Source organism: Microbacterium ginsengiterrae, from assembly GCF_014205075.1.
In the GTDB taxonomy this organism is placed as follows: domain Bacteria; phylum Actinomycetota; class Actinomycetes; order Actinomycetales; family Microbacteriaceae; genus Microbacterium; species Microbacterium ginsengiterrae.
Map to the genome: position 1 here is coordinate 344,019 of NZ_JACHMU010000001.1, position 12,360 is coordinate 356,378.

Consider the following 12,360-nt stretch of genomic DNA (forward strand, 5'->3'; position numbering starts at 1 on the left):
GCGATGCGTTCCCCGCTCCCCGTCCGCGACGGCGTCGGAGCCACCCGCCTCCATCTGCCGCGTACCGGCCCATGGCCCACGGTGAGCGACTACATGGTCGAGCGGTTCTTCCATCTCGACGCGGAGCAGCTGCGATCCCGTTTCGACCGGGGCGAGATCGTCGCCTTCGACGGCTCAGCGCTCAGCCGTCACACCCCGCTGGGCGCCGAGGAGTTCATCTGGTACTACCGGGAGCCGCCGGTCGAGCTGGAGATCCCGTTCCAGGTGGAGGTGCTGCATCAGGACGACGACCTCGTCGTCGTGGACAAGCCGCACTTCCTGCCGACCACCCCGGCAGGCAAGTACGTGCAGAACTCCGCGCTCGTGCGACTGCGCCGCCTTCTCGACAACCCTGATCTCGCCCCGGTGCACCGCTTGGACCGCGCGACCGCGGGCCTGCTGATGTTCTCGGCGCGCCCGCAGACCAGGGGTGCGTACCAGATGCTCTTCCAGCAGCGGACGATCGAGAAGGTGTACGAGGCCGTCTCCGCGAAGCCGGCCGGATGGACCGATCCGTTCCCTCTGACGGTGCGGCTGCACATCGAGAAGCTCCGCGCTCAGGTCTGCGTCGACGTCGACCACGACCGCGAGCCCAATTCCGAGACTCTGATCGAGCTGCTGTCAGAGGACGATCACGTCATCCACACGCTGCTGCACCCGCACACCGGGAAGATGCATCAGCTGCGGGTGCATCTCGCCTCGATCGGCGCCGGCATCCTGCACGACAACCTCTACCCGGTGCTCACCGATGAGCGGCCGGACGACCACGACCGACCCCTGCAGCTGCTCGCGCGAGAGCTGCGCTTCGTGGATCCGATCTCCGGGAAGCCGAGGGAGTTCGTCACCCGACGCTCCCTGCAGTACGCTCCCCGGTGAGTCGACCGAGAGGAGACGCCGTGACCGATGAGGCCGGCCAGGCGCGCAGGCCGGGTGTGCGCGCGTGGATCCTCATCGCGGCCATCCCCGTCCTCGTCGTCGCTCTCATCGTCCTCTTCGCCCTCTGGCCGCGGGCGGATGCCGCATCCACGGCGGGGCGGACGGCTCCGGTGTCCGCCATCGAGCGTCCGACCCCGACCCCGACACCCACCCCCACTCCGACCGGGTTCCCCGCCGACACCCGGGACCACGACGCCGCGGCCCTGCCGCAGGCGGACGTCTTCGCGGTCCTGCCGGCCCTTCCCGTCGACGAAGACCCCGACGAGGCGTTCACCGGCCACACCGCACGTGCCGCCTCCGACGTCATCCCCGTCTGGGCGGATCCGCTCGCCGACCCTGTCGCGTCGCTCCCTCGGGACTACCGCTTCGGGGGCACGACGGTCCCGGTGGTGGAGATGCAGGACCACTGGGTGCGGGTCCTGCTCACCGGGCGCCAGGGCGTCGCATCCGCGGGGAACCCTGCCCAGCTCTCCGGGTGGCTGCGCACATCCGACGTCGACCTCGCCACGACCGACACGATCGTCGAGGTGAGCCTGTCGGCCCGGACCATCGACATCGTCCGCAGCGGCGTCCCCGAGCGGATCGCGACCGACTTCGGCTCCGGCACCGAACAGACCCCGACGCCGACAGGGCGGTCGTTCATCCACCTCTCGGAGGTCACGTCGTTCGACTACACGCGCGGACTCCCCGTGGTGTACCTCTCCGTGCAGTCGCCGGCGCTGGACGGCTTCGGCGGACAGGACGTCGCCATCACCGCCTTCCACTACCACGACGAACGATCCGGGACGATCTCGAACGGATGCATCCGCCTCGACGAGGCCGCGATCACGAAGCTCGCCGAGCTGCCACAGGGCACAGGCGTCGTCATCCGCCCCTGAGGCGGGGGGTCTCAGCGCCGCATGACGCGACGCGCGATCCACGTGCCGAGTACCTGGACGATGTGGACGAACACGACGATCAGCACGATCGCGGCCCACATGACCACCGGTTCGAACTGCCGGAAGCCGTAGATCTGCGCGAAGGCACCCAGTCCGCCGCCGCCGATGAGACCGGCCATGGCCGTCATGTCGATGATCGCGACGACGATGAAGGTGTAGCCGAGGATGAGGGGGCCGAGGGCTTCAGGGATCACGACGGTGAGCAGGATCCGCCAGGGCCCTGCGCCCATCGCGCGCGCCGCTTCAATGACACCGGGCGGCACGGAGACGAGGTGCTGCTCGACGATGCGTCCGATGGCGAAGGAGGCGGCGATCCCGATCGCGAAGGCGCCGGCGGTGATGCCGATGCCGGTGCCGATGACCGCTCGGGTGAACGGCTGCAGCACCGCGAGGAAGATGACGAACGGGATCGGGCGGAAGAAGTTGATCAGCAGGTTGACCAGGACGTACACGGGCTTGCTGGGCAGCACTCCCCCTCCGCGGGTCGCGTACGTGGCGACGCCGATGACGAGGCCGAGGATGCCGCCGAGCGCCAGCGCGTACGCCGTCATGTACAGCGTCTCGAGCGCGGCGTCCCAGAAGTCGCCCTGCAGGTCGATGAGACGATCCATCAGCGGGTCCCTTCCTCGGCCGAGATGTCGGTGACTGTCGCGTGCGCCCTGATCTTCGTCAGGGCGGCGTCGATCGCGGCATCCGCGCCGCGGATCGCGAGGGTGAGGTGACCGAAGGCACGGCCGCGGATGTCGTTGATGCCGCCGTAGATCAGCTCGAACTCCAGTCCCGCCGTGGCGAGGTCGAGGAAGACCTGCGCCTGCGAGGAGTCGCCGTCGCGGAACGAGAAGGTCACGATGCGCCCGTGGTGCCGTTCCTGCAGCACCGCGCGTTCGGCCGGGGACGGGATCCCCTTGATGACGGTTCCGACGAAGCGCTGCGAGGCGGGATGCTGCGGATCGGAGAACACCTCGAAGACGTCGCCCTGTTCGATGACCCGCCCTGAGTCCATGACGGCGACCTTCGTGGCGATGGTCTGGATGACGTCCATCTCGTGCGTGATGATGATGATCGTCACTCCCTGCTCCTCGTTCACCCGCTTGAGCAGATCGAGCACCTCGTGCGTCGTCTGCGGGTCGAGGGCGCTGGTGGCCTCGTCCGCGAGGAGGATGGCCGGACGCGTGGCGAGCGCTCTGGCGATGCCCACCCGCTGCTTCTGGCCACCGGAGAGTTGCTCGGGGTAGGCGCGCGCCTTGTCCGCCAGTCCGACGAAGGCGAGCAGCTCCGCCACCCGCGCCTCGATGTCCGGCTTCGACCAGCCGGCGAGCTTGAGCGGGTAGGCGATGTTCGCCTTGACGGACTTCGATGCGAACAGGTTGAACTGCTGGAAGATCATCCCGATACCGCCGCGCACGCGTCGCAGATCCCGCTCGCCGAGTGCGGTGATGTCCGTGCCGTCGACGGTGATCGTGCCGCCGGTGGCGGGCTCGAGTGCGTTGATGAGCCGCACGAGCGTCGACTTGCCGGCTCCCGAGTAGCCGATGATGCCGAACACGTCGCCCTTGTCGACGCGCAGTGTCACATCGTCGACGGCGACGATCGGCTGGGCGTCACGGCGGGGCGGCGAGTACGCCTTGGAGACGTTCTCGAGGGTCACGATCGACATGATGGGTCTTTCCGGTGATGAGGGCGGAACGGGGAATCGGGCGACCCGAGACGGGCCGCCCGATTCTTGCGCGAGAGGATGTCAGCCGTTCGCGGCGACGTCCTCCTGGACCTTCTTGAGCGAGGAGACGAGGTCGGCGACCGGCGTCTGCAGCGCCACAGCGGTGTCACCCGACGAGGCGAGCAGGCCCGCCTGTACGTCCTCGTTCGTCTGGAAGATCTCGACGAGCTTGAGGTAGGTCTCGTTGTCGGCGTCATCGGCGCGGGCAGCGAAGATGTTCACGTAGGGCAGCGCGTTCGGGTCGCTCGGGTCGTCCTGCGCGATGGCGTCGGCGAAGGTGAGCCCTGCGGCCTCGACGAAGTCGTTGTTGAGGATGGATGCCGCGACGTCGGGCAGCGACGTGGGGAGGATCGCCGCCTCGAGAGCGACGACCTTCACCTTCGATGCGGACTCGTCGATGTCGGCGAGGTCGGAGAAGATCGTTCCGCCGCTGGTGAGCTCGATGAGGCCGGCCGACTGCAGGACGAGCAGCGCGCGCGCCTGGTTGGATGCATCATCCGGCACGGCGACCGTCTCGCCCTCGGGGATGTCGTCGACGTCGTCGTACTTCTGCGAGTAGAGGCCGAGCGGGTAGATCGCCGTCGACCCGATCGGGGTGAGGTCTTCACCGGAGGCCTCGTTGTACTGGGCGAGGTAGACGATGTGCTGGAACTGGTTGAGGTCGAGCTCGCCCTCGGTGAGGGCGGGGTTCGGCTGCTCGTACGAGCCGAAGTCGACCAGCTCGACCGTGATGCCCTCTTCGGCGGCGGCGTCGACGAAGGCGGGCCACTGCTCGTCGGACTTGCCGACCACACCGATGGTCACGGTCTCGTTCGCGTCGCCTCCTTCATCAGCGTTTCCGGAGGCCGTGGCGCAACCGGCCAGGCCGATCACGAGAGGGAACGCCGCGAGTGCGGCGACGGCGGAGACGATACGACGGGACATGGATGGTGCCTTCCTTGGTGGGATGTCTCCACGCTAAGCTCGTCCGTTCGGCATCGCGGAATCGCACCGTCACAGAGCGTCACGGTGTCACAGAACGGTCACATGTCAGTCGAGCTGCTCGCTGAGTTCGAGCCAGCGCAGCTCGCTCTCCTCCACCTCGGCCTCGAGCGCGCCGATCTGCTTCATCTTCTCGGCGAGGCCCTCGTAGTCGGACTGATCGTGGTCGACGAGCGCGTGCTTGGCCTTTTCCACCTGCGCGGTGAGTTTCTGGATCCGGCGCTCCAGCGCCGAGACCTCCTTCTGCGCCGCCCGCAGGTCAGCACCGCTCAGGCGGGGCGTCGTCGCCTCCGCCGCTCCCGTCGATCGGGTCGGGGCGTTCTGCTCCGCCGCCCGAAGGCGCAGGTACTCGTCCACGCCGCCGGGGAGATGGCGCAGACGCCCGTCCATCACCGCGTACTGCTGGTCGGTCACCCGCTCGAGGAAGTACCGGTCGTGGCTGACGACGAGCAGCGTGCCCGGCCACGAGTCCAGCAGGTCCTCGATCGCCGCGAGCATGTCGGTGTCCATGTCGTTGGTCGGCTCGTCGAGGATGAGCACGTTGGGCTGATCGAGCAGCACGAGCAGCAGCTGCAGACGCCGCTGCTGCCCACCGGAGAGGTCCTTCACCGGAGTGGACAGCTGTGCGGACGAGAACCCGAGCCGCTCGAGAAGCTGGCCGGGGGTGAGTGCCTGCGCCTTCGAACCGGTGCCGAAGGTGTACTCGGTGCGCAGACTGCTGATGACCGTGCGCACCGGATCGTTCCAGTGCGGCGTCAGCTCGTCGATCCGCTGCGTGAGGGTGCGGACCTGGACCGTCTTGCCGCGCTTGACCCGGCCGCTTGTGGGCTCGATCGTCCCGGCGATGAGACTGAGGAGGGTGGACTTGCCCGCGCCGTTCACGCCGAGGATCCCGGTGCGCTCGCCGGGGGCGATGCGCCATTCGACGTCCGTGAGGATGTCGCGGTCGCCGTAGCGCACGCCGGCATCCAGCAGATCGACGACGTCCTTGCCCAGTCGGGACACGGCGAGCGACTGGAGGGACACCTTGTCACGGATCTCCGGGACGTCCTCGATGAGCTCGTTCGCCGCGTCGATGCGGAACTTCGGCTTGCTCGTGCGGGCAGGAGCGCCGCGGCGCAGCCACGCGAGCTCCTTGCGTGCGAGGTTCTGCCGCTTCGCCTCGGTCGCCGCCGCCATCCGGTCGCGCTCCACACGTTGCAGGATGTACGCGGCGTAGCCGCCCTCGAACGGCTCGACGATGCGGTCGTGCACCTCCCATGTCTCCGTGCACACCTCGTCGAGGAACCAGCGATCGTGGGTGACGACGAGGAACGCGCCGGAGTTGGTCGCCCAGCGCTTCTTCAGATGACCGGCGAGCCAGGTGATCGCCTCGACGTCGAGGTGGTTGGTCGGCTCATCGAGCGCGATGATGTCCCACTCCTTCACGAGGAGGGCTGCCAGCGCGACGCGCCGGCGCTGTCCGCCGCTGAGACCGGCGACCGGCGCGTTCCAGTCGAGGTCGCTCAGCAGCCCGCTGATCACGTCGCGCACTCGCGCGTCGCCGGCCCACTCGTATTCCGGCATGTCTCCGACGACGGACTGGGCGATGGTCAGCGCGTCGTCGAGGGTGTCGGCCTGGTCGAGGACGCCGACCGTGGTCCCCGCCCGCATGGTCACGCGCCCGGCATCGGGCTCCTTGCGTCCTGCGAGCATCGCGAGCAGAGAGCTCTTGCCGTCACCGTTGCGACCGACGATGCCGATCCGGTCGCCTTCCTCGATGCCGAGGGTGATGGAGTCGAAGACGACTTTGGTCGGGTATTCCAGGTGGAGGCTCTCGGCCCCGAGAAGATGTGCCATGTCGTTACCAGGCTACGGCAGGCCCACGGGCCGCGCCTGCTCGCTATCCTCGACGGCATGACGGACTTCCATGAGCCGACCCCGGATGAGCGTCGTCACCTGCGGCGCTGCGTCGATCTCGCCCGCGAGGCGCTCGACGACGGCGACGAGCCCTTCGGGTCGCTCATCGTCGACGGAGCGGGACAGGTGCGCTTCGAGGACCGCAATCGCGTCAAGCACGGCGACGAGACACGACACCCGGAATTCGAGATCGCGCGCTGGTCGGCGAGCAACCTCACGGCCGAGGAGCGCGCCGAGAGCACGGTGTACACATCGTGCGAGCACTGCCCGATGTGCTCGGCGGCGCACGCGTGGATGGGGCTTGGCCGCATCGTGTACGCCGTCAGTTCCGCGCAGCTCACGCAGTGGCGGGAGAGCTGGGGTGCCGCACCGAGCCCGGTCGCACCGCTCCCCATCACGGCCATCGCCCCCGACCAGGTGGCCTCAGGTCCGGTCGCCGAGTTCGCCGCGGAGCTGCGCGACATGCACGCGCGCAGCTTCGGCGTCTGATCACCCGCCGCAAGACGAGCGAGCCGCCCGCCCCCGAGGGGACGGACGGCTCGCGTCTGCAGCGGTGATGCTCAGTTGTAGGACTCGACGATCTCGAGCAGGCTCGGCACGTTGGAGTACGCCTCGGCGGCGTTGTCCTTCGTGACGATCAGCGGCTCGAGCAGGTACGCCGGGACGACCTTCACACCGTTGTCGTACTGCTCGGTGTCGTTGACCTCGGCTTCCTCGCCCTTCTGGAGCTGGTCGACCATCTTGATCGACTGCTCGACCAGGAGCGCGGTGTCCTTGTTGATCGTGGAGTACTGGATGCCCTCCATGATCGACTTGACCGACTCGACCTCGGAGTCCTGTCCGGTGACGACCGGGACGCCCTTACCAGCCTGCTGAGCGGCGGTGAGGATGGCGCGGGCGAGCGTGTCGTTCGGCGACAGCACACCGTCGATGGCGACGTCGCCGCCGTAGGAACCGGTCAGCAGCGTCTCCATGCGGTTCTGCGCGTTCTCGGCGAGCCAGCCCTCGGTGGCGGTCTGAGCGATCTCGGTCTGACCCGAGACGACGTTCAGGGTGCCGTCGTCGATCTTCGGCTGCAGGACGTCCATGGCCCCGTCGAAGAAGACCGCCGAGTTGGCGTCGTCCGGCGAACCGGAGAACAGCTCGATGTTGTACGGGGCGTCGTGGTCGGCGCGCTCCTCGAGACCGTCGAGCAGCGCCTGGCCCTGGAGCTGACCGACCTTGAAGTTGTCGAAGGCGACGTAGTAGTCGACGGCCTCGGTGTTCTCGATGAGGCGGTCGTAGGCGATGACCGTGGCGCCGGCGTCATGCGCCGCCTCCACCTGCGTGGCCAGCTGCTTGCCGTCCTTGGCGCCGATGATGATGACCTTGGCGCCGTTGGTGACCATGGACTGGATCTGGTTCTGCTGCTCGGCGACCGTGTTGGATGCCGGTGCGTACTGGACGTCGGCCTTGTAGCCGGCCTCCTCCAGTCCGTCCGTGAACAGCTGTCCGGCCAGCACCCAGTTCTCGCTGGTCTTGTCCGGAAGCGCGACGCCGATCGTCGACCCCGGCTCGAACCCGGTGGTCTCTCCGGCATCTCCGCCGGTGTCGCCGCCACGGTCGCCGGAGCAACCGGTGAGGGCGAGAGCTGTCGCGGCGACAAGCGCTGTGGCCGCGAATGCCATTCTCTTCATGCGATCTCTTTCTCTGTTTCCTGGTGTGCGGGGACGACGTCGCTCAGGAGCGCGACGATGTCTCCTTCTTGCCGCTCGCGGAATCCGCGGCGGAGGTCGGGTAGTCGGTGAGGTTCACGGCGTCCGGGCGGCTGCGTCGGCGCATCATGATCCCGATCAGCGAGGGGCGGCCCTGCTGCTTGTTCCAGACGTCGATGCCGACCGCGACGAGGAGCACGAGCCCCTTGATCATCGAGACGACGTCGGCACCCTGGCCGAGCAGCTGGAGGCCGTTGTTGAGGAAGGCCATCACGAGGCCACCGATGATCGACCCGATCACGGTTCCGATGCCACCGGCGACAGCCGCGCCACCGATGAACACACTGGCGATGGCGTCCAGCTCCCAGCCGTTGCCGTCGCCGGGGCCGGAGGCCTGCGAGCGTGCGACGAAGATCATGCCGGCGAGAGCCGCGAGGACGGACATGTTCATCATGACGAAGAAGTCGACCCAGCGGTCCTTCACGCCCGACAGGCGAGCGGCCTGCCGGTTGCCGCCGACGGCGTAGATGTGACGACCGAAGACGGTGTTGCGCGTGATGAACGAGTAGATGATGACCAGCGCGAGCAGGATGATGCCGGCGACGGGGAAGCTCGTGCCGCTGCGGCCGGTGGCGAACATCCAACCGGCGACGAGGACCACGACCGACAGCAGCACGACCTTGAGGACGCTGACCCACATGGGGGCCATCTCCGAGCCCATCTTGCGCTGCACGCGACGGGTGCGGATCTCCCAGAACACGAGCCAGGCGACACCGAGGAGGGCGAGGATCATGGTCGGCACGTTGAACGGCAGCGGCAGGGCGACCTCGGGCAGGTAGCCCGCACCGATGTAGACGAACTCGCGAGGCACGGGGATGGACTGCGAGTTGCCGATCCACTGGTTGGCACCGCGGAAGAACAGCATGCCCGCGAGGGTCACGATGAAGGCCGGGACACCGACGTATGCGACCCAGAAGCCCTGCCACGCTCCCACCAGCGCACCGACGACGAGTCCGAGGACGATCGCGAGCGGCCAGGGGAGGTTCCATTCGGCCATGGACTTCGCCACGATGATGCCGGTGAACGCCGCCACTGAGCCGACGGACAGGTCGATGTGGCCCATGATGATCACCATCACCATCCCGATCGCGAGGATCAGGATGAACGAGTACTGGTTGATCACGTTGATGAGGTTGCCCGAGGTGAGCGTCGCACCGTTGGGGCCGTTGCGGATCAGCGTGAGGATCTCGAACAGGACGATGATGACGATGAGGCTGCCGAAGATGCCGAACTGGCGCAGCGACGACTGTGCGCCGCCGAACATCTTCTTGATGTCGCCGAAGTGGAACCCGCGCTGGGCCGTGGTGTCTGTGGTGCTGCCGCTCATGCGTTCGCCTTCTGATTCGTGGAGGTCATGCTGCGCATGAGCGCCTCCGGAGTTGCCTGGTCAGCGGGGATGCAGTCGGTGACGCGTCCCTCGAAGATCGTGTAGATGCGATCGGAGATCCCCATCAGCTCCGGCAGTTCGCTGGAGATGACGATGACGCCCTTCCCCGCTGCCGCGAGTTCGTTGATGATCGAGTAGATTTCGTACTTCGCCCCGACGTCGATGCCGCGGGTCGGCTCGTCGAGGATCAGCAGGTCGGGGTCGGTGAACATCCACTTGGCGAGGACGACCTTCTGCTGGTTTCCGCCGGAGAGCTTCGAGACGCCCTCTTCGACGTTGGGGGTCTTGATCCGCAGCGCCTTGCGGTAGTTCTCCGCGACGGCGTACTCCTGCCGCCCGTCGACCACTCCCCTGGCGGTGATCTTCGACAGTTTTGCCGAGACGATCGCGCGCTTGATGGTGTCCAGCAGGTTCAGACCCAGGGTCTTGCGGTCCTCGCTCACGTAGGCGAGGCCGTGGCGGATGGCGCTGGAGACGTCGCGGAGTTCGATCTCCTCGCCGTCCTTGAACAGCTGACCGCTGAGGAACGTGCCGTACGAGCGACCGAAGATGCTCCGCGCGAACTCGGTGCGACCGGCACCCATGAGGCCGGCGATGCCGACGACCTCACCGCGGCGGACGTCGATGCTCGACCCCTTCACGACCATGCGCTCGGAGACCGTCGGGTGCTGCACCCACCAGTCCTTCACCTCGAAGAAGACCTCGCCGATGTCCGGGGTGCGGTCGGGGTACCGGCTCTCGAGCGAACGGCCGACCATCCCGCGGATGATGCGGTCCTCGTTGATCTCGCCCTTGGTGATGTCGAGCGTCTCGACGGTCCGCCCGTCGCGGATGATCGTGATCTCGTCGGCGATCTGCTCGATCTCGTTGAGCTTGTGACTGATCATGATCGAGGCGATGCCCTTGGCCTTGAGCCCGAGGATCAGATCGAGCAGGTGCTGCGAGTCGTTCTCGTTGAGCGCGGCGGTCGGCTCGTCGAGGATGAGCAGCCGGACGTCCTTGTTGAGCGCCTTGGCGATCTCGATGAGCTGCTGCTTGCCGACGCCGAGGTGCTTGATGGCGATGTCGGGGTCCTCGTCGAGACCGACGCGGGCGAGCAGTTCGGTCGCGCGGACCTTGGCGGCCGACCAGTCGATGACGCCCCCGGCGGCGATCTCGTTGCCGAGGAAGATGTTCTCGGTGATCGACAGCTCGGGGATCAGGGCGAGTTCCTGGTGGATGATCGCGATCCCGGCCTGCTCGCTGGAGGCGATGTCCTTGAAGCGCTGCTCCTCGCCGTAGAGCAGGATCTGGCCGTCGTAGGTGCCGTGCGGATACACGCCCGACAGCACCTTCATGAGGGTCGACTTGCCCGCGCCGTTCTCGCCGCAGATCGCGTGGATCTCACCGGCCTTGACGGAGATCGACACGTCGGAGAGCGCCTTGACGCCAGGGAATTCCTTGGTGATGCCCCGCATCTCCAAGATGGGGCCAGAAACGGCCGGCATCGTTGCTGTGCTGCTCACGAATCTTCCTCGATACTTGACGGCCACCCCTAATGTGACCGTTCACATGAGACATCATATTGCGCCTGTCCTCCGCCGGTGTCAAGTGGGCGCGGCTTCCGTTGCGCTATCGAGATCAGACGCGCGCTGAGGTCACCGCGGGGCGCTGGACGCGCGAAGGATCAGGCGGGGTGCGACGGGCCCGAATTCCGGCACGGCCTCGCCCCGGATCTCGGCGAGGAGGATCTGCACCGCCCGCTGCCCGAGGGCGGGGAAGTCCTGATGGACGGTGGTCAGCGGCGGCCAGACGTGGGCGGCCACCGGGATGTCGTCGAAACCGACGACGCTCACCTGGCGCGGCACATCGATCCCGGCATCCCGGAACCCGTGCATGAGCCCGATGGCCATGAGGTCGTTCGCCGCGAAGACGGCGGTGAAGTCCCGACGGCGGACCAGCTCGGTGCCGGCGAAATAGCCGAAGTCGGCCGTCCAGTCACCCCGGATGGGCGGGAAGGTCGGCAGATCCGCCTCCCGCAGCGCCTCGAGGTACCCGCGCATCCGCGACTCCGCCTCGATCCAGTCCTGCGGTCCGGCCAGGTGCAGGATGTCGGTGTGGCCGAGGGAGATGAGATGCTCCGTCACCGCTCGCGCTCCCGCGACCTGGTCGGCCGACAGCGTGTAGCCGTCCGAGCCCGACGCCGTCTGCAGGCTGACGAAGGGCACGCCGACGGCCATCCCCCGCAGCACGTTGAACACACGCACCTGCGGGGCCAGCGCGACGATGCCGCTGACCTGTTCCCGCGTCAGCTGTCGGATCGCGTCACCGATCGCCTCCGGGGTGGTGGCGGGGAGGTTGACGGTGGTCACCGAGTAGCCCTCAGCGCGCGCGGCATCCTCGATGCTCGCGATCGAGGATGTGGGGCCGAACTCCCCCACCGTGGCCGACAGCACCCCGATGGTGTGCGACCGGCTCGTGACGAGGGCACGTGCGGCGAGGTTCGGCTTGTAGTCGAGAACGGCGATGGCGTCCTCGACGCGCTTCCGGGTCTCCGGACGGATGCTGGGGTGCTCGTTCAGCACGCGGGACACCGTCTGGTGCGAGACGCCGGCCAGCCGGGCGACGTCGCGGATGCTGGGCACCCGTGACCGCGGACCAGAGGCTGACATTGCATCGTCTCCCTCGCGTGTGCACGGTCACATCGTTCGTTCCATTATGTCGCGAGGG

Annotated in this window: 11 protein-coding genes; 3 read left to right on the plus strand and 8 right to left on the minus strand. The window is 67.5% G+C overall.

The genetic code is table 11. The annotated features are described in order from the left end of the window. The first annotated feature begins 3 nt into the window (after positions 1–3). Entirely contained in the window at positions 4–915 is a 912-nt protein-coding gene (locus tag HD600_RS01755) for a pseudouridine synthase (RefSeq protein ID WP_206706038.1), read from the plus strand. Positions 916–935: 20 nt separating this feature from the next. Next, positions 936–1,853, plus strand: coding sequence for a L,D-transpeptidase family protein (locus tag HD600_RS15125; RefSeq protein WP_184281147.1), 918 nt, complete (start codon positions 936–938; stop codon positions 1,851–1,853). An 11-nt stretch (positions 1,854–1,864) separates the two neighbouring features. Here the strand turns inward: HD600_RS15125 and HD600_RS01765 are convergent, their stop codons facing one another. From HD600_RS01765 to HD600_RS01780, 4 genes are all read right to left on the minus strand, one after another. After that, positions 1,865–2,524, minus strand: coding sequence for a methionine ABC transporter permease (locus HD600_RS01765; RefSeq protein WP_184281149.1), 660 nt, complete (start codon positions 2,522–2,524; stop codon positions 1,865–1,867). Further along, positions 2,524–3,570, minus strand: a complete 1,047-nt coding sequence (locus tag HD600_RS01770; RefSeq protein WP_144797394.1) for a methionine ABC transporter ATP-binding protein — start codon at positions 3,568–3,570, stop codon at positions 2,524–2,526. The genes HD600_RS01765 and HD600_RS01770 overlap by 1 nt, the downstream gene beginning before the upstream one ends. A gap of 81 nt (positions 3,571–3,651) precedes the next feature. After that, on the minus strand, positions 3,652–4,554 hold the full coding sequence (locus HD600_RS01775) for a MetQ/NlpA family ABC transporter substrate-binding protein (RefSeq protein WP_144797396.1): 903 nt from the start codon (positions 4,552–4,554) through the stop codon (positions 3,652–3,654). A 105-nt stretch (positions 4,555–4,659) separates the two neighbouring features. Then, a complete protein-coding gene (locus HD600_RS01780; RefSeq protein ID WP_184281151.1) occupies positions 4,660–6,450 on the minus strand; it encodes an ABC-F family ATP-binding cassette domain-containing protein in 1,791 nt (596 codons plus the stop codon). A 57-nt stretch (positions 6,451–6,507) separates the two neighbouring features. Between HD600_RS01780 and HD600_RS01785 the strand changes: the two genes are divergently transcribed. After that, complete coding sequence (locus HD600_RS01785; protein WP_184281153.1) at positions 6,508–6,999, plus strand: nucleoside deaminase; 492 nt, start codon at positions 6,508–6,510, stop codon at positions 6,997–6,999. A 71-nt stretch (positions 7,000–7,070) separates the two neighbouring features. Here HD600_RS01785 and HD600_RS01790 read toward each other — a convergent pair whose 3' ends face one another. The 4 genes from HD600_RS01790 to HD600_RS01805 form a co-directional block, all read right to left on the minus strand. After that, entirely contained in the window at positions 7,071–8,186 is a 1,116-nt protein-coding gene (locus HD600_RS01790; RefSeq protein ID WP_144797401.1) for a substrate-binding domain-containing protein, read from the minus strand. Positions 8,187–8,229: 43 nt separating this feature from the next. Beyond that, complete coding sequence (gene mmsB, locus HD600_RS01795; RefSeq protein ID WP_144797403.1) at positions 8,230–9,591, minus strand: multiple monosaccharide ABC transporter permease; 1,362 nt, start codon at positions 9,589–9,591, stop codon at positions 8,230–8,232. Continuing rightward, positions 9,588–11,138, minus strand: a complete 1,551-nt coding sequence (gene mmsA, locus HD600_RS01800; RefSeq protein ID WP_184284613.1) for a multiple monosaccharide ABC transporter ATP-binding protein — start codon at positions 11,136–11,138, stop codon at positions 9,588–9,590. The genes mmsB and mmsA overlap by 4 nt, the downstream gene beginning before the upstream one ends. Positions 11,139–11,288: 150 nt before the next feature. Next, positions 11,289–12,302 (minus strand): LacI family DNA-binding transcriptional regulator, encoded by a 1,014-nt coding sequence (locus tag HD600_RS01805; RefSeq protein ID WP_144797405.1) that lies wholly within the window; start codon positions 12,300–12,302, stop codon positions 11,289–11,291. Between the last annotated feature and the right edge of the window lie 58 nt (positions 12,303–12,360).